Here is a 20124-nt window from a genome sequence, read left to right on the forward strand (position 1 = left end):
CCCCTAGGCTCGGGGTTCGTACGGATGGTTGTACGACGCACCCAGGAGAGCAGGCCATGAGCACGCCACCGTTCCTCACCCTTCCCCGTTGCGCCCGCGCCGTGCGGATCACGACCGAGCGGGGCGGGTTCGCGGCGCTGCGGGCCGAGCCCGCGGGCGCGGTGCGCGGGTCGGCGCTCCTGGTGCCCGGGTTCACCGGCAGCAAGGAGGACTTCATCGCGCTGCTGGAGCCCCTCGCGGCGGCGGGGTACCGGGTGACGGCCGTCGACCAGCGGGGGCAGTACGAGACCGGCGGCACCGACGACCCCGCCGCGTACGCCGTCGAGGCCCTCGGGGAGGACGTCCGGGCGCTCACCCGGGCGCTCGCGGGGGAGGCCGCCGACGGGGGCCCGCTGCACGTCGTGGGGCACTCCTTCGGCGGGCAGGTGGTCCGGCAAGCGGTGCTCGCGGCGGCGGCCGAGGGCCCCCTGCCGTGGGCCTCGCTGACGCTGATGTCCACCGGCGCGGGTGCGATCGACCCGGCCGAGGCGGCCCGCACCAAGCTGCTGCTGGACGCACTGCCGGTGCTGAGCCTGGAAAAGATCTGGCAGGTCATGCAGCAGATGGAGGAGGGCGGAGGCGACCGGAAGGAGCGTCCGGCCGCCGACGTCGCCGCCTTCCTGCACCGGCGCTGGGTGGCCAACGTGCCGCGCGCGCTGGCCGTCACCGGCGGCCACCTGGTCGCCGCACCGGACCGGGTCGACGAGCTGGCCGCCGCCACCGCCGGACTGCCCGTGCTGGTGCTCTCCGGCGTGCGGGACTACGCCTGGCCGGTGCCGGCGCAGACCCTCATGGCGCAACGGCTCGGCGCCCGCCGCGTGATCGTCGAGGACGCCGGCCACTCCCCCAACGCCGAGCGCCCTGGCGCGACGGCGGACGCGCTGGCCGCGTTCTGGGCCGATGCCGGGGCCCTGCCCGACGTGGTCTGAACCACTTCTCGAAGTTCGACCGCGCTCAGCACGGGACAAAAGTCGTTAGTTACGGTAATCTTTGATTCTGTCCGGGAATCATCGCCGGCCCTCCGCGGGTTTCGATCCACCGAAACCAGTACTTAACGGACGGGCAACGGCCCGGAAGCACCGCCACGACACCGTGGTCCACGAGGCACCAGCAGCACCGGGCAAGCAGGGGGAGCCCTTGCCGCAGCAGACCGCCGCACGGACGAGCCACGTGATCCGGCCCCACCGCCGGAGCGCCCGCAAGACCCTGGAAGGGCTGATACCGACTCAGCCGCAACCGCCCCGCGACACGGGGCGAGAAAAGGAGACGCCCATGACGAAGTCCATGCGCTTCGAGATCGTCCGGCTGGACGACGCCAACGGCTCCGCCACCGACCGCCTGATCGCCGACGCCGAGACCGTCCGCGAGGTCGTGCAGGCGGCCGCCCGCACCGGCGAGCGCCTGCTCATCCGTCCGTGCCCGACCGTCTGACCCTGCGCGGCGCCCCCGACCGGGAGACCTCACCCGCCGCCGACGAGCCCGGCGCGTCCGATCCGGACGTACCGAAACCCGACTGACGCCCCGTCACCGCTATCGCCGATGACGGGGCGTCAGTGCGTCCGGGTCCGGGCCGTCCCCACCGGCCCGACGTTTGCCGCCGCCCGCCGCTGGACATCCCCCAACCTGAGCCGCCCGCACCCGCGCCCACCCGCGCCGGGCCGGGCGTCCCGCCACCGACAGGTGCCGCCGAACCCTCCGTACGGGTGATCGTCCTTGACGCGGCGGTCCGGAGGGAGGAGCGTTGTCGGCTATGAGGGGCGAGCCAAGCTGCCCGAGGTGCGCCGGTCGGGTCCGCGCCCCCGGTCTGTTTTCGGACACCTGGCAGTGCGACCAGCACGGAGCCGTGCACCCGATGCAGCCGGTGCTGCCCCCGAGCGTGGAGGCGCTCGACGTGGCCGTCGCCCGTTCCCAGGTCCCGGTGTGGCTGCCCTGGCCGCTGCCGGTCGGCTGGCTCTACACCGGCATCGCGCACGTCGGCGACGACGTCTCCGGTGCCCGCGCCACCGCCGTCGCCTGCTCGGGGCCCGCCCCGCTCGGCGGCTTCGGCGAACTCGTGCTGGTCGCCGAGGAACTGGGCGTCGGCCTCGGCGCCCGGTACGCCGGGATGTCCGGCCCCGACCCGGGCGACTCCGTCGCCCTCCACAAGCCCGCCGACGCCAAGCTGATGGCCGCCGGGCGGCCCACCCCGATGTTCCACGTCCCGGACGCCCCGGCCGACCGCGCGGTGTTCGTCGGCGAGGCCCGCGGGCTCTGGTTGTGGGCGATCGCATGGCCCGAGCAGTCCGCGCTGGTGATGTACGACGAGCTCGTCCTCACCGACCTGCGCGAGGCCGGCGCCGAGCTGGACCTCCTGTCCTGCGGCGCCCTCTCCCCCCGCCTGCTCGGCTGAGCGCCCTATCCTGGGCCGCATCCGCGAGCCCCAGGAGGTCCGACCCGTGCGCATCGACCTGCACGCCCACAGCAACGCGTCCGACGGCACCGACAGCCCGGCCGAGCTGGTCGCGGCGGCGGTGGCCGCGGGCCTCGACGTCGTCGCGCTGACCGACCACGACACCGTCGCGGGGCACGCCGAGGCCGCCGGGGCGGTGGACGCCCTGCCGGCCGGCAGGGCGTTGACCGTCGTGCCGGGGGCCGAGCTGTCCTGCGTCGTGGACGGCATCAGCATGCACCTGCTGGCGTACCTGTTCGACCCGGCCGAACCGGCCTTCGCCGCCGAGCGGGAGCTGGTGCGCACCGACCGGTTCCGGCGCGGGCGGGCGATCGTCGAGCGCTGCCGGGAGCTGGGGGCGGACATCGACTGGGCGCAGGTGCGGCGGATCGCCGGCGAGGGCTCGGTCGGGCGGCCGCACATCGCGAGCGCGTTGGTCGAGGCCGGCGTGGTGGCGACCGTCTCGGACGCCTTCACCGCCGAGTGGCTGGCCAACGGCGGCCGGGCGGACGTCCGCAAGCACGAGACCGATCCGGTCGAGGCCGTCCGGCTGGTCCGGGCGGCCGGCGGGGTGCCGGTGTTCGCCCACCCCGGCGCCGTCAAGCGCGGGCGTACCGTCTCCGACGAGGTGATCGCCGGGCTCGCGGCGGCCGGGCTGGCCGGTCTGGAGGTCGACCACACCGACCACGACGAGGAGACCAGGGCCCGGCTGCGCGGCCTGGCCGGCGAGCTCGGGCTGCTGGTCACCGGGTCCAGCGACTACCACGGCACGCGCAAGACCGTCCGGCTCGGCGAGCACACCACCGACCCCGCGGTGTACGAGGCGCTGCTGGCCCAGGCCACCGGCGCGAAGCCGATCGGGGGCTGAGCCCGCGCGCGGGCGTGCGGGAGCGCCGGGCGGAGTGCACCCGGAGCGCGCTCCGGGGGCACTCCGGGACACGCTCTGGGTGGCGCCCCGTCAGTCCAGGCGGACGCCGCGGCGCTCCGGGTCGCGCAGGTCCGTACCGTGTTCCAGCCAGCGCTCCTGGAGGGCGGCGGCGCCGTGGACGCGCTTCCAGCCGGCCTCGTTCGGGGTCATCGGCAGCAGCGGGAGGAAGCGGACCGGGTCGGCCGGCTCCACCAGATCGAGGTCCGGAACCAGGCCTCCCGGCTCGGCCACCAGGACCGAGGTGAACGGCGCGCCCGCCCACAGCGGGGAGCCGAGGTCCAGCGAGCCGCCGGGGGCCACCACCAGGCCCTCCACCTGCGGCGTCGCGGCGAAGGTCGCGAGGCTGCGCAGCACGTCGTCGCGTCCGCCGCGGACGCTCAGGACGAGTTCGGCGCGCGGGCCGCGCACCTGGTCGGCGACCATCGCGGTCGGGTCGGCCATCGGGGCCGCGGCCATGCCGAGGGTCGTGTAGCGGACGAGGCCGTCGGCGTCCGGGCCGAAGCGCAGCAGCTCGATCCGGTCGGTGCCGAGGAAGGTGACCGCGGCGCGGCCGCTCGGCTCGCCGAAGGTGGCGATCAGCCGGGCCTCGACGGCCGCCAGCACCGCCTCCCGGGAGAGTTCCGGGGAGGAGCCGTGCGGGTCGCCGAAGATCGGGAAGTCGTGCGCCATGCCCGTGAGCGTATCCCGCGGACCGGGCCCGCCGCCGGTCGCGGGCCGGATGTTAGGGTGAGCGACTGGCCGCCGGGAACCATCAGTTCGGGCTTTCCGGGGCCGCGGCGCGAAGGAGGTGGTTGCGGTGGATACCGGCCGAGATCGGAGTACCGGCAGCTCTGCCTGGCCGCAGCGCCCTTCCCGCACCTCCCGCACCTCCCGCTGATCCCCTGGCGGCAGCCGGGGACGGCCCGCGGACGGACCGGCCGGGAGAGCTCCCCGCCTTTCACCGGTGTTCCTCGCCGTCGCACCCGCGGCCTTCCACCCGCTCGCGCCGCACGTGCGGCGGCTCCTGCCCCAGGGAGCCTGCCATGTCGATGATCAACAACCTGCGCGCCGCCGTCCGTCCCGGCCGTCACCGGCCCGCCGTCGGCCGCTACGACGCCGTGCCGCCCGGCGGCGCCGATTCGGCCGTGGTGGACTGCGCGGTGTACCAGGACGGCCGCCGGCACGGGCAGCGCTGCAGCCCGCGCGAGGCCGCCCGGCAGGTCCGGGCAGCGCGCCAACTCCCCGGCGGTGAGGGATCGTTCAGCTGGATCGGGCTGCACGAGCCGACCGAGGAGGAGTTCGAGGGCATCGCGCAGCGCTTCGGGCTGCACCCGCTCGCGGTCGAGGACGCGGTGCACGCGCACCAGCGGCCCAAGGTCGAGCGCTACGACGACGTGCTGTTCGCGGTGTTCAAGACGATCCGCTACGTCGAGCACGACCAGCTGACGCCGACCAGCGAGGTCGTCGAGACCGGCGAGCTGATGGTCTTCGCCGGGCGGGACTTCGTGATCACCGTCCGGCACGGCGGCCACGGCTCGCTCCAGGACCTGCGCCACCGGCTGGAGACGGACGCGGACGAGGCCGGGCTGCTGGCCAAGGGCCCGGCCGCGGTGCTGCACGCGATCGCCGACCACGTCGTGGACAACTACCTGCTGGTCGCCGAGCAGTTGCAGAACGACGTGGACGAGATCGAGTTCGACGTCTTCTGCAACCGCGGCGGGCGCGGCACCGACGTCGGCCGGGTCTACCAGCTCAAGCGCGAGGTGCTGGAGTTCAAGCGGGCGGTGGTCCCACTGCTGCGCCCGATGCAGCAGCTCTCGGAGGCGCAGCAGGGCCTCGTCGACCCGGACGTCCAGAAGTACTTCCGGGACGTCGCCGACCACCTGGCCCGGGTGACCGAGCAGGTGCACGGCTTCGACGAACTGCTCAACTCGCTGCTCCAGGCGAACCTGGCGCAGGTCTCGGTCGCGCAGAACGAGGACATGCGCAAGATCACCGCCTGGGCCGCGATCTTCGCCGTGCCGACCATGATCACCGGCGTGTACGGCATGAACTTCGACTACATGCCCGAGCTGCACCACCGGTACGGCTACCCGATGGTGCTCGGCGCGGTGGCCGTCATCTGCGTCGCGATGTACCGCGGCTTCCGCCGCAACGGCTGGCTGTAGCGCCCGCCCGGCCGGCGCGGTGCCGTCAGCGCCGGCCGGCGCGGGCCACCAGCACCAGGCCCAGCAGGATCAGCACCACCGCCGGGTAGGCGGCCGCCGGGGGCCACTGGCCGAGCCAGAGCGCCGCGATCAGGGCCGCGCCCGGGGCCTCCAGCAGGACGGCGGTGGAGGTGACGGACGGGCCGAGCGTGCGCACCACGCGGTTGCTCAGCGAGTGGCCGAGGAACTGTGCGGCGACCATCAGCAGCACGATCTGCCACCACACCCCGGCCGGCCAGCCGGACATCCGCGTACCGGCGGCCAGGCAGATCCCCAGCAGCACGACCGCCGTGGTGGCGTAGCAGACCAGCGTGTACGCGGTGGTGCTGACGGTCTTGCGGACCTCCGCGCCCAGCAGCATGTACCCGGCCGCGGCCAGGCCCGCGCCGAGCGCGAGGGCGTCGCCGAGCAGCGCGCGCGGGGAGAGCGAGAGGTCGACGCCGGTCAGCACCAGCACGCCGGCGAAGGCGGCGCCCGTGCCGAGCCAGACCATCCGGGGCGCCCGGGTGCCGAACAGCCGCATCAGCAGGATCGTCCACAGCGGGGACGTGGTGACCAGCGCGGTCGCCGAGGCCACCGAGGTCATCCGCAGGCTCGGCATCCAGAGCGCGAAGTGCAGCGCGAGCAGGGCGCCGGCGGCGGCCGCGAGCAGGAGCGCCCGCCGGCCGATCCCGCGCAGTTCGGCGCGGTGGCGCAGCAGCGCGTACGGGCCGATCACGCCGACCGACATGACGTTGCGCCAGAACGCGATCGCGAGGGCGGGCGCGGCGGTGGCGCTGATCAGCGGGCCGGAGAGCGAGATGCCACTGATGGAGACGGCGAGCAGCAGGAGGTCGAGGGTGGGCAGCGGGCGCGCGGGGGACGCACCGGTGGTGGGCGCGGGGGCGGTGGCGGGCCGGGCGGCGGGCACGGCGCTCCTTCGCGGGCGAGGGTGGCTGGCGGGGTGGCTGAGCGGGTCTCACCGTAAGGCCCGTGCCCCGGCGATGGAACTGTCGCCCGACGGGTGAGACGACCCGTGGACGACCGAGGCCGTACGCTGTGCGCCATGGACCGTACGCCCGCCACCGCCGACGACTTCCTCGACCAGGCCCTCCTGGAGGAGGCCGCGAAGAAGTCCGGACTGCTCTGGGTCCGGGCCGAGGGCGAGGAGCGGTCCCGCCCGGTCTGGCACGCGTGGCACGACGGCGCCGTGGTCGTCGTCGGCGACGGCGGCGAGCAGCCGCTGCACGGTCTGGCCGCCGGCTCCGCCGCCGTGGTCACCGTCCGCAGCAAGGACAAGGGCGGCCGGCTCACCGGCTGGCCGGCCCGGGTCACCGAACTGGCCCCGCGCAGTGAGGCCTGGCTGGGCGCGGTCGAGGAGCTCAAGGGCAAGCGGCTGAACGCGCCCGACACCGACACCATCGCCGACCGCTGGGCCCGCGAGTGCCGGGTGCTGCGGCTGGAGCCGGCCGGCGCCCTGACCGAGCGCCCGGGTGCGATGCCGGAAGGCTCGCACGCCGCCCAGCCGATGCAGACCCCGGCGACCACCCGCCGGCCGATCCCGGCCGGCCTGCCCAAGCTGCTGTTCAAGCGTCGCTAAAGGTTCGCGCCCGATACTCCGGGCGTCGCCGCGGTGCCTCGTCGGGCCGCTGCCGCACGCCGCGGGTAGCCTTGGCCAACGGGAGCGCCGCCGCGCGCACCGAGCACGGCGTCGGACCGGTCGAACGAGTCGAGGGAGTTCATGGCAGGGCCAGGCACCCGGGTCTTCATCTCCCACCTCTCCGCGATCGCGGTCTTCGACCCGAACGGGGACCAGGTCGGCCGGGTCCGCGACGTGGTCGTCGCGCTGCGCCTGGGCGGGCGTCCGCCGCGGGTGCTCGGGCTCGTGGTCGAGGTGGTCGGGCGGCGCCGGATCTTCCTGCCGATGACCAGGGTCACCAGCCTGGAGTCCGGCCAGGTGCTCACCACCGGCGTGATCAACCTGCGCCGCTTCGAGCAGCGCCCCGCCGAGACCCTCGTCCTCGCCGAGCTGCTGGACCGCACCGTCACGTGGTCCAAGACCGACGAGCCGGTCACCGTGCTGGACGTCGGCATGGTCCAGACCCGGTTGCGCGAGTGGGAGATCAGCAAGGTCTTCGTCCAGGTCGGCCGGCCCGGTCGGCTGCGCAAGGGCAAGGGCGAGCGGCTCACCCTGGACTGGCAGGACGTCACCGGCTTCGCGCTGCCCGAACAGGACCAGGGCGCGGCCAACCTGCTCGCCACCTTCGAGCAGCTGCGCCCCGCCGACCTCGCCGGCGTCATGCACCACCTGTCCGCCAAGCGCCGCGCCGAGGTGGCCGCCGCGCTCGACGACGAGCGGCTCGCCGACGTCCTGGAGGAGCTCCCCGAGGACGACCAGGTCGAGATCATCGGCAAGCTCCAGGAGGAGCGCGCCGCCGACGTCCTGGAGGCGATGGACCCGGACGACGCCGCCGACCTGCTCTCCGAGCTGCCCGGCGACGAGGCCGAACGCCTGCTCCAGCTGATGGAGCCGGACGAGGCCGAGCCGGTGCGCCGCCTGCTGTCCTACGAGGAGGACACCGCGGGTGGTCTGATGACCACCGAGCCGGTGGTGCTGGAGCCGGACGCGACGGTCGCCGAGGCCCTCGCCCGGATCCGGGTGCGCGACCACAAGCCGGCGCTCGCCGCGCAGGTCTTCGTCTGCCGCCCGCCCAACGAGACCCCGACCGGCCGCTACCTGGGCACCGTGCACTTCCAGCGGCTGCTGCGCGAGCCCCCGTACGTCCTGGTCGGCTCGCTGGTCGACGACGATCTCGACCCGCTGCCGCCGGACACCCCGCTGCCGCTGATCACCAGCTACCTGGCGACCTACAACCTGGTCGCGGCCCCGGTCGTCGACGATGCGGACCATCTGCTGGGTGCCGTCACCGTCGACGACGTGCTCGACCACCTGCTGCCCGAGGACTGGCGCGACGTCGCCCTGCACGCCCGGGACGACGACACCCGGCACGACGAGAGGGACGAGGTGCAGCGTGGACGCTGACCGCAAGGGACGGACCGACGACGACTCCGCGCGCCGGCGCCTGCGCGGCGAGTTGCGGGAGCTGCGCCAGCTGCGGGAGCTGCGTCAGCTGCGCGAACTGCGCACCCGCGAGGGCAGCGGCCGGGACCGCGTGGACACCTCTTCGATCACCGGCTCCAACCGGGCCAGGTTCGACCAGCCGCGCACCGCCCGGCCGGGCCTGATCTCCCTGCCCTCGTACGACCCCGACGCCTTCGGCCAGCTCTCCGAGCGGATCGCGCGCTTCCTCGGCACCGGACGGTTCATCGTCTGGATGACCGTGGTGATCATCATCTGGGTGGCCTGGAACACCATGCTCCCGAACGACGTGCGCTTCGACTCCTACCCCTTCATCTTCCTGACCCTGGTCCTGTCGCTGCAGGCCTCCTACGCGGCGCCGCTGATCCTGCTCGCCCAGAACCGCCAGGACAACCGGGACCGCGTCAACATGGAGCAGGACCGGGCCCGCAGCGACCGCAACATCGCCGACACCGAGTACCTGACCCGCGAGGTGGCCGCGCTGCGCCAGGGCCTCGGCGAGGTCGCCACCCGCGACTTCATCCGCTCCGAACTCCAGTCCCTGCTGAAGGAGATCGAGGAGCGCCGGGAGACCAGCGAGGTCCTGTGACCGGCGGCACGCTACCGACGGGTTAAGGGGCTCGGCGGGCGCCGTACCATCAAGGCATGGCCAACGAGACAGAGGTCGGGGCCGGTGTCACGGAGGAGTCCGTGCGCCAGGCGCTGTCGACCGTCAACGACCCGGAGATCAACCGCCCGATCACCGAGATCGGCATGGTGAAATCGGTCGAGATCGCCGAGGGCGGCGCGGTGCGGGTCGCGGTCTACCTGACCGTCTCCGGCTGTCCGATGCGCGAGACCATCGTCGCCCGGGTCCGCGAGGCGGTCGGCCGGGTCCCCGGTGTGAGCGGCGTCGAGGTCGAGCTCGACGTGATGAGCGACGAGCAGCGCAAGGAGCTCTCCCAGCTGCTGCGCGGCGGCGCTCCGGAGCGGGAGATCCCGTTCGCCAAGCCCGGCACCCTCACCCGCGTGTACGCCGTCGCCTCCGGCAAGGGCGGCGTCGGCAAGTCCTCGGTGACCGTCAACCTGGCCGCCGCGATGGCCGCGGACGGCCTGAAGGTCGCCGTCGTGGACGCCGACATCTACGGCCACAGCGTGCCGCGCATGCTGGGCGTCGAGGGCCGGCCCACCCAGGTCCAGGACATGATCATGCCGCCGCAGGCGAACGGCGTGAAGGTCATCTCGATCGGCATGTTCACCCCGGGCAACGCCCCGGTGGTGTGGCGCGGCCCGATGCTGCACCGCGCCCTCCAGCAGTTCCTCGCCGACGTGTGGTGGGGCGACCTGGACGTGCTGCTGCTCGACCTGCCGCCGGGCACCGGCGACATCGCGATCTCGGTGGCCCAGCTGGTCCCGAACGCCGAGATCCTGATCGTCACCACCCCCCAGATGGCCGCCGCCGAGGTGGCCGAGCGGGCCGGCACGATCGCGGTGCAGACCCACCAGAAGATCGTCGGCGTGATCGAGAACATGTCCGGCATGCCGTGCCCGCACTGCGACGAGATGATCGACGTCTTCGGCACCGGCGGCGGCCAGACCGTCGCGGACGCGCTCACCCGCACCGTCGGCGCGACCGTCCCGGTGCTCGGCTCGATCCCCATCGACGTCCGCCTGCGCGAGGGCGGCGACGACGGCCGCCCGGTCGTGCTCGCCGCGCCCGACTCCCCGGCCGGCGCCGCCCTGCGCGCCGTCGCCGGCAAGCTCGGCGGGCGCCAGCGCGGCCTGTCCGGCATGTCGCTCGGCCTGACGCCCAGGAACAAGTTCTAGCCGTACGTCACGAGGGGCCGGGTGGTGCGCCACCCGGCCCCTCGACGCGTGCGCGGACGGCGCTACGGGCGGGTGTAGGCGCTCAGGTCCGGGACGGTCGAGAAGCCGGCGCCGTAGGCGCTGATGCCGCGGCCGTACGCGCCCAGCAGGACACCGGGGGCCTCACCGGCCAGCACCCAGCCGTACTCGGACTCGCGGTAGCGGAACGGCTGCGGCAGGCCGTTCACCGGCAGGCTCAGGGTGGACCAGCCGGGGCCGGCCAGGTCGTCGGCGAGGTCCCACGCGAGGGAGCTCTGCTGTTCCAGCCAGTCCTGGCGCAGCGCCCGGTCCAGCTGGCCGGGCCAGGTGGCGGCGAGCAGGCCGGAGCCGGCCAGCCAGGCGGCGGAGGAGGCGGAGGTCGCCTCCAGGGTGCCGGTGTTGTCGGCGCTGCGGCGGCTGTCGCGGCGGGCCACGGTGACGACGACGGCGAACTTGCGCACGTCGCGCGGCTCGAACTGGCGGGCCGGCTCCTCGCCGTGGCCGAGGGTGCCGTAGTCGACCCCGGCGCACGCCCCACCCCGGGGGCCGCCGGCGCCGGCCTGCATCAGGTAGCGGCGGCCGGTCCAGCCGTCGTCCAGGCCGTACCAGGGGAAGTCGGCGGACAGGTAGGGCACCAGCGGGTCCGCCGGGCCGGCCTGCCCGCCGACCACCGGGCCGCCGGCCGTGGCCGTCGCCCCTCCCGCCTGACTCGTCGCGTCCATCCCCGGGCCTCCTCTTTACAACACGTGTGCCTGCCGGGACCCCGCTCCCTTGGTGGCGGGCCCCGGCGCCCCGCCGTGCGTCCTGCGGCCCGCGCGGGCGCGGGAACTGACGGACAGCTCGACGGGAACAATCAGCACAATAGCGGCGCGCACGCCGCCGCCCCGCTCAGCCGTGCGGGCGAGCGGGGCGGCGGCGTGGCCGGAGACGGACGGCGCGGGGGCGCGGTCAGGTCGCGTCGGGGTCGAACGGGGGGCGCTCGCCGGGCTGGAGCGGCGGGCCGGCGGAGGCGGCGGCCGGGGCGGCGGCCTTGTCGAAGCCGACGCTGCCGGCGCGGCCGTTGACCGGGACCGCGGGCTTGTCGTCCAGGACGGAGCGGATGTCCAGCGAGTCCTTCATGTCCTTGAGGCCCAGCGGGTCCTCGTTGCCGCCCATGAGCTGCTTGCGGACGAAGGTCTTGGGGTGCAGGTCCTCGAACTCGAAGTCCTTGAACTCCGGGCCGAGCTCGCTGCGGATGTCCTCCTTCGCGCTGTCGGCGAAGGAACGGACCTTGCGGATGAAGCCCATCGTGTCCTGGATCAGCTTCGGAAGCTTGTCGGGGCCGAAGATGATGATCGCCATCACGATCAGGGTGAGGATCTCCAGCCCGCCTACGTCGCTGAACACCTGTGCTCCCTAGCTCGTCGGACGACGGTTCCTACAGGGTAATGGCCACCGGCGGGTCCCTGGTCCACGGTGTGATGAACCCGTGGTAAAGACCGGCCGATGGCCGAAGCCGTCCGCGAGCGGCACTGGGGCGGAGTTCTGACCGGGTCCGGCCGAGGACTAGCGCATTTCCCGGTGCAGGGCGGTCAGCCCGCCCACCGGGCGGTCCGGCAGCCGGGTCGCCTCGCGCGTCGCGGCGACCGGGAAGCCGGGGAAGTCCACCGGGACCTGCGCGTTCATCGGGACCAGCCCGCCGGAGCGGCCGGGGGTGCCGGCCGGGCCGACCGGGCTCACCGACGTGCCGTGCTGGTCCTCGCTCTGCGCGGTCAGGCCGCCGACGCCGCCCAGCGTCACCGCGGCCACCGAGAAGGCGCCGGCGGCGGCGAAGACGAAGCGGCGCCCGCGCGGCGCGGACGGCCGCGCGACGGCCACCGCGGCGGCGGGCTGCGGCCGGCCCGAGGCCTCGGGGCGCGGGGCGCGGCGGCCCATCAGCGGGCGCAGGACGGCCCCGCCGCGGCCGAACGCGCGCGGGTCGACCCCGGGCAGCGGGGTGTCGGCGCCGAGCGCGCCCGCGCCGAAGGAGGCGCCGGCGCCGCGGCCGAAGGAGCCGCCGTTGAGCCGGCTGCCGCCGAGCGTGCCGGGGCCGGTGACGCCGCCGCCCGGCAGGTCGTCGTCGTCGCGGCCGCCGTGCCAGTCGGAGCCGGGCTGCTCGTCGTCCGGCAGGCTCCCGACGGCCATCAGGCGGGCCATCAGTGCCGCGGACGGGCCCGGGGTGCCGGTGCGGGTCAGCAGGTGCTTGACGCCACGGCCCTCGTCCGCCTCGGCCAGGCACTGCGGGCAGGTCGCCAGGTGGGCCTGGACGCGTTCGCGGGAGTCGTGCCCGAGCTCGCCGTCCAGGAAGGCGGACAGGCGCTCGCCCAGGTGGTGCTCCTCGGCGGCGGGCTCGGCGGGGCGCACGGCCACGGCCCGCAGCTCGGCGTCGCCGGGCAGCGGGGCGGCGGACGGCAGCGGCTCGCCCGGCTCGTCACCGCCGCGGCGGCCGGGCAGGGCCCAGCCCCGCCTGGCGGCGGACCGGCCGGACGACTCCGGACGACCCGACCCCGAGCGGCCGGTTCCGCTCACGATCGCCTCCGTCCGCGCCCGCCCGGTGTCACCGGGACCTCGCCCACGGCGGCACCCACCGGCACGGGCTCCTCGGAGCCGCCGCGGCGCTCGCGGCCGGGGGCCGAGCCGGGGGCGCGGTGCTTGAGCGCGGCGCGCAGGTGGGAGCGGCCGCGGTGGATGCGGCTGCGGACGGTGCCGAGCTTGACGCCCAGCGTGGCGGCGATCTCCTCGTAGGACAGGCCCTCGATGTCGCAGAGCACCACGGCGGCGCGGAACTCCGGGGCGAGGGTGTCCAGGGCCTGCTGCACGTCGGCGTCGAAGTGCGTGTCGCTGAAGTGCTGGGCCGGGCTGGGCTCGCGGGAGGCGAGGCGCTCGGCCGCGTCGTCGCCGAGCGCGTCGAAGCGGATGCGCTGGCGGCGGCGGACCATGTCCAGGAAGAGGTTGGTGGTGATCCGGTGCAGCCAGCCCTCGAACGTGCCGGGGGTGTAGGTGGACAGCGAACGGAACACCCGGACGAAGACCTCCTGCGTGAGGTCCTCGGCGTCGTGCTGGTTGCCCGTCAGGCGGTAGGCGAGGCGGTAGACGCGCGCGCTGTGGGCCTCGACGATCTCTTCCCACGTGGGGGGAGTCCAGGACTGCGCGTCGGGGCCCTCGGTGAAGGTCGCGAGGGCGGGAGCCTCGGTGGTACCGGCGTCCGGCGTCGCGGCGGCGGCCTGATCCAGGTCGGAGTGCGCAGGCTGGTTCATCACGGGCTTCGGCGTACGGGCCGACGCGGTGCCGCGGAGGTGCCGCCGCACGGGGACGTCGCCCTCGGCCACACCTCCTCGGTCGGCTCTTCTGCCCAGCAGGGCCACCACCATATCCACCTCACCCGTCAAGCCCGGATAAAAGTGCCCGGGAGGTCTCCCGTACCCGGTCCCTCCTCACAACGGCCCGCCGCCGTACGCGGTTCCCGCCCGGCCAGTAATCTGTGGCAGGAAATATCGACATCCCCCGGCACCGGGCCGCCACCCGGGGCTCCGAAAGAGGCAGCCATCAGCGAGTTCGGGCCCGCGCGCGCGGCCCTCGCAGACACCTACGTGGGCGAGGACGCGGTGCTGACCTACGCCCGGGCGCAGTCCGCGCGGACGGGGATACGGGCGATCGGGCCGAGCGGCGGGGCGTGCCTGCGGCTGATGGCGGCCGCGCTGGACGCCAAGGCGGTCGCCGAGATCGGCACCGGGACGGGCGTCTCCGGGGTCTACCTGCTACGCGGGATGCGGCCGGACGGCGTGCTGACCACCGTGGACTCCGAGCCGGTGCGCCAGCAGCTGGCGCGCGAGGCGTACCAGGCGGCGGGGTTCGCGGCCAACCGCTCGCGGTTCATACCGGGCCGGGCGCTGGAGGTGCTGCCGAGGCTCGCGGACGGCCAGTACGACCTGGTGTTCTGCGACGGCGACCCGGCGGAGTCGCGGGAGTACCTGGCGGAGGCGCTGCGGCTGCTGCGTCCGGGCGGGATGGTCTGCTTCGAGGGGGTCTTCCAGGAGGGCCGGCTGGCCGAGCCGGAGCTGCAGGACCCGCAGACGGACGCGGTGCGCAACCTGGTCCAGGACGTCCGGGAGAGCGACGGGCTGCTGCCCGCGCTGCTGCCGGTCTCGGACGGGCTGCTCTGCGCCGTCAAGCGCTGAGCCCCGGCGGGCACCCCGGGCGGGGCAAGCCGCGGGCCCGGGCCGACATGACGTCGAACCCGGGCCCGGCAGCACATCTCCAGGAGATGGGGAGCACCCGCTGCGGTCAGCCGCAGGCCTTCTTCAGGGCCTCGCCGAGGGCGTCGGCCTCGTCAGGCGTGAGCTCCACCACGAGGCGTCCGCCGCCTTCGAGCGGAACGCGCATGATGATGCCCCGCCCCTCTTTGGTGACTTCGAGCGGGCCGTCACCCGTCCGCGGCTTCATGGCCGCCATGCTCGTTCCCCTTCCTGCAACCGCTCAGCTACGCACCGGCAGTCCGTCCACCGCCGGTATCGAACGCATTGATCGGAAGCCATTATCCCGCATGCCACGGCCTGATGACCAACATCACTCTCGGTGCAACCTCGGCCGGATCCGCCCCAACCGCCGCATTTGGCGTCATAAGCCCCGGCGCGGCGGCGGTGCCGACACCACCGGAAGGTGCGATACCTCACACTCCCCAGGCGGCCCGGTGCTCCGGCATCCTGACACCCGACGAGACCGCAGCGATCACAAGGGAGACCCCTCGCCCATGTCCGATTCCGTGCTGTACGAGCTGGACGGCGGCCTGGCCGTCATCACGATCAACCGTCCGGAGGCGATGAACGCGCTGGACGTCGCGACGAAGGTCGCGCTGCGGGACACGATGACCGCCGCCGCGGCGGACCCGGCGGTGCGCGCGGTGCTGCTGACCGGGGCCGGCGAGCGCGCGTTCTGCGTCGGACAGGACCTCAACGAGCACCTCGCGATGCTCAAGCGGGCCGACGAGACCGGCGAGGGCGCGCTGCGGACCGTCGCCGAGCACTACAACCCGCTGGTGCGGGCCCTGGCGGGCATGCGCAAGCCGACCGTCGCCGCGGTGGGCGGGGTCGCGGCGGGCGCGGGCGCCTCGCTCGCCTTCGCCTGCGACTTCCGGATCCTGTCGGAGAAGGCCGGCTTCAACACCGCGTTCGCCGGGATCGGGCTGACCGCCGACTCCGGCGCCTCCTGGACGCTGCCCCGGCTGGTCGGCCACGCCAAGGCCACCGAGCTGCTGATGCTGCCGCGCACGGTCAAGGCCACCGAGGCGATGGAGCTGGGCCTGGCCACCAAGGTCGTCGCGCCCGCGGAACTGGCCGCCACCGCACGGGTCTTCGCCCGCGAGCTGGCCGAGGGCCCGACGGTGGCCTACGGCGCCGTCAAGGAGTCGCTGGCGTACGGGGCTTCGCACTCGTTGGACGAACTGCTCGACAAGGAGGACGAGCTGCAGACCCTGGCCGGCGAGAGCGAGGACCACCGGATCGCGGTCCGCGCCTTCATCGCCAAGGAGAAGCCCGTCTACCGGGGCCGCTGAGCCTTGCGCGCGGCGCCCCGGCCCGCGGTGCGCACGTGGCAGGCCGCGAGGTGGTCGTCGACCAGGCCGCAGGCCTGCATGAGTGCGTAGGCGGTGGTGGGCCCGACGAAGCGGAAGCCCTCCTTCTTGAGCGCCTTCGCGAGCGCCGTCGACCCGGGCGTGACGGCCGGGACCTCCGCGAGCGTGCGGGGGGCCGGCCGGTCCGGGTCGTCGGCGAAGCCCCAGATCAGCTTCTCCAGGCCGCCGTCGAGCCCGCGGGCGACCCGGGCGTTGGCGATGGCCGCCTCGATCTTGGCCCGGTTGCGGATGATGCCGGTGTCGGCGAGCAGCCGCTCGACGTCGGCCGCGCCGAACTCGGCGACCCTGCCGATCTCGAAGCCGGCGAAAGCGGCCCGGAAGCCCTCGCGGCGGCGCAGGATGGTCAGCCAGGACAGGCCGGACTGGAAGGCCTCCAGGCAGACCCGCTCGAACAGGGCGTCGTCGCCGTGCACCGGGCGGCCCCACTCGGTGTCGTGGTAGACCCGGTAGTCGTCGGTGGAGTCGCCCCAGCCGCAGCGGCGCAGGCCGTCGGCGCCGAGGACGGTGCCGTCCTGCGGGTCGCTCACCGGTCCTCCACCGGCTTCGCGTCCTCGGGCGCCCCGGCCGGCTCGACGACCTTCGCGAACGCCTCCAGGCCCGGCAGCGGTTCGGCGCCGGCGTCGGGGCCCGTGGTGGCCTCGACCGCGCCGCGCAGGTGGGCGGCGGCCTCCAGTTCGGCGATCCGCGAGTCGCGGTAGGCGAGTTCGGCTCCGAGGCGGTCCAGGACGTCGTCGACCTCGTCCATCCGGTAGCCGCGCACGGCCATCGGCAGGCGCAGGTCGTCCACGTCCGTCTTGTGCAGCGGACGGTCCTGCGGCAGCCGGGCCGCGAGGCGGTCCGAGGCCGCCTCCGGCATCGATCCGCCGCCGCCGAGCGCCACCAGCGCGGCGCCGCCGACCACCACGGCCATGGCGACCACGATCACCCAGAACACGAGCTGTCCTCCCGACTTCCCGGCCGGCCTGGCGTCAGGTGCCCGGACCGCGCTGATCATGACAGCATGGTCCCAAGTGAGGCCGGGGGCCATCATCGCACCCTGGCGAGCCGTGGAGGAGACATCGGTGGCGCTGCGCCTGGGACCGCGCGAATTCGGTGACGACGAGCTGGTGATCATGGCCATCGTCAACCGGACCCCGGACTCGTTCTTCGACAGGGGGGCGACGTTCGCGGACGAGGCGGCCTTCGCCGCCGCCGACCGGGCGGTGGCCGAGGGCGCCGCGATCCTGGACATCGGCGGGGTCAAGGCCGGGCCGGGCGACGAGGTCACCGTCGAGGAGGAGCTGCGCCGCACGGTGCCGTTCGTGACGGAGCTGCGCAAGCGCCACCCGGAGGCCGTGATCAGCGTGGACACCTGGCGCCACGAGGTCGGCGAGGCCGTCTGCGAGGCCGGCGCGGACCTGCTGAACGACGCCTGGGGCGGGGTGGACCCCGAGCTCGCCGAGGTGGCCGCGCGGTACGACGCCGGGCTGGTGTGCACCCACGCGGGCGGCGCCGAGCCGCGCACCCGGCCGCACCGGGTGGGCTACGAGGACGTGATGGCGGACATCCTGCGGGTGACCGTCGGCCTGGCCGAGCGGGCCGTGGGGCTGGGCGTGCGGCGGGACGCGGTGATCATCGACCCGGGGCACGACTTCGGCAAGAACACCCGGCACTCGCTGGAGGCGACCCGGCGGCTGCCGGAGATGACCGCGACCGGCTTCCCGGTGCTGGTGTCGCTGTCCAACAAGGACTTCGTCGGCGAGACCCTCGACAAGCCGGTGGACGAGCGGCTGCTGGGCACGCTCGCGACGACGGCCGTGTCGGCCTGGCTGGGCGCGCGGGTCTACCGGGTGCACCAGGTCGCCGAGACCCGGCAGGTGCTGGACATGGTCGCCTCGATCCGGGGCACCCGGCCCCCGGCGGTGGCCCGCCGGGGACTGGCCTGAGCGCGGCTGCGGGACCCGGCCCGGATCTTCGCCCGGCTCAGATCTCGTTGGTCGGCCGGCGGGCGTCGGCGAGGATCTTCAGCACCTCGTCGATCTCGTCGGTGATGTGGAACAGCTCCAGGTCGCGCGGGGCCGCCTTGCCTTGCGCGACGAGGGTGTTCTTGAGCCACTCGTACAGCCCGCCCCAGTAGGAGCTGCCGAAGAGGATCACCGGGAACCGGGTGACCTTCTTCGTCTGGACGAGGGTGAGCGCCTCGAACAGCTCGTCCAGCGTGCCCAGCCCGCCCGGCAGGACCACGAAGCCCTGGGCGTACTTCACGAACATCGTCTTGCGGACGAAGAAGTAACGGAAGTTCAGTCCGAGGTCGACGAACTCGTTGAGCCCCTGCTCGAAGGGCAGCTCGATGCCGAGGCCCACGCTCAGGCCGCCGGCCTCGGAGGCGCCGCGGTTGGCGGCCTCCATGGCGCCCGGGCCGCCACCGGTGATCACCGCGTAGCCGGCCTCGGCGAGCGCGCGGCCGATGGCCACGCCGGATTCGTACTCGGGCGAGTCCACCGGAGTCCGGGCCGAGCCGAACACGCTGATCGCGGGCGGGAGTTCGGCGAGGGCGCCGAAACCCTCGACGAACTCCGAGGTGATCCGCAGGACCCGCCACGGATCGGTGTGCAGCCAGTCGGTCGGCCCGGTGGTGTCCAGCAGGCGCTGGTCCGTCGTGCTCGTGCCGACCTGGTCCCGGCGCACCAGCACCGGGCCCTTCTGCTTCTCCGGCCAGGCCTTCTTCTTCCGCGGCACGCCGACCTGCTCGGGGCCGTGCCCGTACTGCTTCTCGTCTCCTGTGCCTGTCATGACGAAACCCTACGCCGGACTTCCCCCGTTTTCAGGCAACGGGGGAACGTCGGTCGGGGAACCGGAAGATGGCGTTCGGCTTCTGATCGGATCAGCCGACCAGAGGCGCCGCTCAGCTGGTGAGCCAGGCGCGCAGCCGCTCCTCGGCCTCGGCGATGGCGCTCAGCGAGCAGTGCTCCTCCCGCTTGTGCGCGAGGTTCGGGTCCCCGGGACCGTAGTTGACCGCCGGGACGCCGAGCGCGCTGAAGCGGGCGACGTCGGTCCAGCCGAACTTGGCCCTGGCCTGGCCGCCGGTGGCCGCCAGGAAGGCCTGCGCGGCCGGCTGGGCGAGCCCGGGCAGGGCGCCGGGGGCGAAGTCGGTGACGGTCACCTCGAAGCCGTCGAAGACCTCGCGGACGTGCTTCTCCGCCTCCGCCTCGCTGCGGTCCGGCGCGTAGCGGAAGTTGACCGTCACGACGCACTCGTCCGGGATGACGTTGCCGGCCACGCCGCCGTCGATCCGCACCGCGTTCAGGCCCTCGCGGTACTCCAGGCCGTCGATCTCCACCCGGCGCGGCTGGTAGGCCGCGAGCCGGGAGAGCACCTCGGCGGCGTGGTGGATGGCGTTGTCGCCGAGCCAGCTGCGGGCCGCGTGGGCGCGCACCCCGGTGAGCCTGACCTGCGCCCGCAGGGTGCCCTGGCAGCCGCCCTCGACGACGGCGCCGCTGGGCTCCAGCAGCACCGCGAAGTCGGCGGCCAGCCACCCGGGCCGCTCCTTGGCGAGGTGGCCGAGGCCGTTGCGGTGGGCCTCCACCTCCTCGCAGTCGTAGAACACGAAGGTCAGGTCGCGGTTGGGCGCGGGCAGCGTGGCGGCCAGCCGCAGCTGGACGGCGACGCCGGACTTCATGTCCGAGGTGCCGCAGCCGTAGAGCAGGTCCCCGTCGACGTACGAGGGCACGTTGTCGGCGATCGGCACGGTGTCCAGGTGGCCGGCCAGCAGGACGCGCTCGGAGCGGCCGAGGTGGGTGCGGGCCACCACGTTGTTCCCGTACCGGTCGACGGTCAGGTGCGGGTAGGCGCGCAGGGCGGCCTCCACGGCGTCCGCGAGCGGCTGCTCGTCGCCGCTGACGGACGGGAAGTCGACGAGGCGGGCGGTCAGCGCGCCGCCGTCGAGGGTGAGGTCCAGGGGCGTCGTGTCGGGGCTGCTCATGGCGCCAGCCTAGTGCGCGCCACGGGGACCCT

23 protein-coding genes are annotated in these 20124 nt (G+C 74.2%); 12 read left to right on the forward strand and 11 right to left on the reverse strand.

Going from position 1 to position 20124, the window contains the following annotated elements; all coding sequences use genetic code 11:
* Window positions 1–56 precede the first annotated feature (56 nt).
* The 4 genes from PUR71_RS18465 (at window position 57) to PUR71_RS18480 (ending at window position 3335) form a co-directional block, all read left to right on the forward strand.
* Entirely contained in the window at window positions 57–968 is a 912-nt protein-coding gene (locus tag PUR71_RS18465) for an alpha/beta fold hydrolase (RefSeq protein ID WP_329928107.1), read from the forward strand.
* A 343-nt stretch (window positions 969–1311) separates the two neighbouring features.
* Entirely contained in the window at window positions 1312–1470 is a 159-nt protein-coding gene (locus PUR71_RS18470; protein ID WP_329928165.1) for a hypothetical protein, read from the forward strand.
* A gap of 319 nt (window positions 1471–1789) precedes the next feature.
* Entirely contained in the window at window positions 1790–2428 is a 639-nt protein-coding gene (locus PUR71_RS18475; protein ID WP_329928108.1) for a DUF6758 family protein, read from the forward strand.
* Window positions 2429–2474: 46 nt separating this feature from the next.
* Window positions 2475–3335, forward strand: coding sequence for a PHP domain-containing protein (locus PUR71_RS18480; protein WP_329928109.1), 861 nt, complete (start codon window positions 2475–2477; stop codon window positions 3333–3335).
* Between the two features lie 90 nt (window positions 3336–3425).
* Here PUR71_RS18480 and PUR71_RS18485 read toward each other — a convergent pair whose 3' ends face one another.
* Window positions 3426–4064 (reverse strand): suppressor of fused domain protein, encoded by a 639-nt coding sequence (locus PUR71_RS18485; protein ID WP_329928110.1) that lies wholly within the window; start codon window positions 4062–4064, stop codon window positions 3426–3428.
* Between the two features lie 353 nt (window positions 4065–4417).
* Here PUR71_RS18485 and corA point away from each other — a divergent pair, with 353 nt between their 5' ends.
* Window positions 4418–5542 (forward strand): magnesium/cobalt transporter CorA, encoded by a 1125-nt coding sequence (corA, locus tag PUR71_RS18490; protein ID WP_329928111.1) that lies wholly within the window; start codon window positions 4418–4420, stop codon window positions 5540–5542.
* A gap of 25 nt (window positions 5543–5567) precedes the next feature.
* On the opposite strand, the gene PUR71_RS18495 is transcribed toward corA, so the two are convergent.
* Window positions 5568–6491, reverse strand: coding sequence for a DMT family transporter (locus PUR71_RS18495; protein ID WP_443077477.1), 924 nt, complete (start codon window positions 6489–6491; stop codon window positions 5568–5570).
* A 135-nt stretch (window positions 6492–6626) separates the two neighbouring features.
* Here PUR71_RS18495 and PUR71_RS18500 point away from each other — a divergent pair, with 135 nt between their 5' ends.
* The 4 genes from PUR71_RS18500 (at window position 6627) to PUR71_RS18515 (ending at window position 10466) form a co-directional block, all read left to right on the forward strand.
* Window positions 6627–7160: a hypothetical protein gene (locus PUR71_RS18500; RefSeq protein ID WP_329928112.1), complete on the forward strand. Its 534-nt coding sequence runs from the start codon at window positions 6627–6629 to the stop codon at window positions 7158–7160.
* Between the two features lie 141 nt (window positions 7161–7301).
* On the forward strand, window positions 7302–8603 hold the full coding sequence (locus tag PUR71_RS18505) for a magnesium transporter MgtE N-terminal domain-containing protein (protein ID WP_329928113.1): 1302 nt from the start codon (window positions 7302–7304) through the stop codon (window positions 8601–8603).
* Window positions 8593–9249 carry a DUF1003 domain-containing protein gene (locus PUR71_RS18510; RefSeq protein WP_329928114.1) on the forward strand — a complete coding sequence of 219 codons (657 nt, stop codon included), beginning with the start codon at window positions 8593–8595 and terminating at the stop codon, window positions 9247–9249. Before PUR71_RS18505 ends, PUR71_RS18510 begins: the two co-directional genes overlap by 11 nt.
* Window positions 9250–9305: 56 nt before the next feature.
* Window positions 9306–10466: an Mrp/NBP35 family ATP-binding protein gene (locus PUR71_RS18515; protein ID WP_329928115.1), complete on the forward strand. Its 1161-nt coding sequence runs from the start codon at window positions 9306–9308 to the stop codon at window positions 10464–10466.
* Between the two features lie 62 nt (window positions 10467–10528).
* Here the strand turns inward: PUR71_RS18515 and PUR71_RS18520 are convergent, their stop codons facing one another.
* The 4 genes from PUR71_RS18520 to sigE all read right to left on the reverse strand — a co-directional run bounded on the left by PUR71_RS18520 (window position 10529) and on the right by sigE (window position 13759).
* A complete protein-coding gene (locus PUR71_RS18520) occupies window positions 10529–11206 on the reverse strand; it encodes a hypothetical protein (protein WP_329928116.1) in 678 nt (225 codons plus the stop codon).
* Window positions 11207–11432: 226 nt separating this feature from the next.
* Complete coding sequence (locus PUR71_RS18525) at window positions 11433–11870, reverse strand: sec-independent translocase (RefSeq protein WP_329928117.1); 438 nt, start codon at window positions 11868–11870, stop codon at window positions 11433–11435.
* A 159-nt stretch (window positions 11871–12029) separates the two neighbouring features.
* Window positions 12030–13031, reverse strand: coding sequence for a zf-HC2 domain-containing protein (locus tag PUR71_RS18530; protein WP_329928118.1), 1002 nt, complete (start codon window positions 13029–13031; stop codon window positions 12030–12032).
* Window positions 13028–13759 carry an RNA polymerase sigma factor SigE gene (sigE, locus tag PUR71_RS18535; RefSeq protein WP_443077483.1) on the reverse strand — a complete coding sequence of 244 codons (732 nt, stop codon included), beginning with the start codon at window positions 13757–13759 and terminating at the stop codon, window positions 13028–13030. Before sigE ends, PUR71_RS18530 begins: the two co-directional genes overlap by 4 nt.
* A gap of 288 nt (window positions 13760–14047) precedes the next feature.
* Between sigE and PUR71_RS18540 the strand changes: the two genes are divergently transcribed.
* The gene (locus PUR71_RS18540; RefSeq protein WP_329928162.1) at window positions 14048–14680 is read left to right on the forward strand and encodes an O-methyltransferase; all 633 of its coding nucleotides are present in this window, start codon (window positions 14048–14050) and stop codon (window positions 14678–14680) included.
* A 106-nt stretch (window positions 14681–14786) separates the two neighbouring features.
* Here the strand turns inward: PUR71_RS18540 and PUR71_RS18545 are convergent, their stop codons facing one another.
* Window positions 14787–14954, reverse strand: coding sequence for a DUF3117 domain-containing protein (locus PUR71_RS18545; protein ID WP_014137929.1), 168 nt, complete (start codon window positions 14952–14954; stop codon window positions 14787–14789).
* Window positions 14955–15252: 298 nt separating this feature from the next.
* Between PUR71_RS18545 and PUR71_RS18550 the strand changes: the two genes are divergently transcribed.
* Window positions 15253–16053 carry an enoyl-CoA hydratase-related protein gene (locus PUR71_RS18550; RefSeq protein WP_329928120.1) on the forward strand — a complete coding sequence of 267 codons (801 nt, stop codon included), beginning with the start codon at window positions 15253–15255 and terminating at the stop codon, window positions 16051–16053.
* On the opposite strand, the gene PUR71_RS18555 is transcribed toward PUR71_RS18550, so the two are convergent.
* Together PUR71_RS18555 and PUR71_RS18560 are read right to left on the reverse strand one after the other, a co-directional pair.
* Entirely contained in the window at window positions 16038–16658 is a 621-nt protein-coding gene (locus PUR71_RS18555) for a DNA-3-methyladenine glycosylase I (RefSeq protein ID WP_329928121.1), read from the reverse strand. The two genes, PUR71_RS18550 and PUR71_RS18555, sit on opposite strands and share 16 nt — an antisense overlap.
* Window positions 16655–17125: a DivIVA domain-containing protein gene (locus tag PUR71_RS18560; protein WP_443077478.1), complete on the reverse strand. Its 471-nt coding sequence runs from the start codon at window positions 17123–17125 to the stop codon at window positions 16655–16657. Before PUR71_RS18560 ends, PUR71_RS18555 begins: the two co-directional genes overlap by 4 nt.
* 118 nt (window positions 17126–17243) lie before the next feature.
* Between PUR71_RS18560 and folP the strand changes: the two genes are divergently transcribed.
* Window positions 17244–18056, forward strand: coding sequence for a dihydropteroate synthase (gene folP, locus PUR71_RS18565; protein WP_329928164.1), 813 nt, complete (start codon window positions 17244–17246; stop codon window positions 18054–18056).
* Window positions 18057–18093: 37 nt separating this feature from the next.
* Here the strand turns inward: folP and PUR71_RS18570 are convergent, their stop codons facing one another.
* Together PUR71_RS18570 and dapE are read right to left on the reverse strand one after the other, a co-directional pair.
* Entirely contained in the window at window positions 18094–18903 is an 810-nt protein-coding gene (locus PUR71_RS18570; RefSeq protein WP_329928122.1) for a TIGR00730 family Rossman fold protein, read from the reverse strand.
* A 112-nt stretch (window positions 18904–19015) separates the two neighbouring features.
* Window positions 19016–20092, reverse strand: a complete 1077-nt coding sequence (gene dapE, locus PUR71_RS18575) for a succinyl-diaminopimelate desuccinylase (RefSeq protein ID WP_329928123.1) — start codon at window positions 20090–20092, stop codon at window positions 19016–19018.
* Between the last annotated feature and the right edge of the window lie 32 nt (window positions 20093–20124).

Source organism: Streptomyces sp. SP17BM10 (genome assembly GCF_036322405.1).
Classification (GTDB): domain Bacteria; phylum Actinomycetota; class Actinomycetes; order Streptomycetales; family Streptomycetaceae; genus Kitasatospora.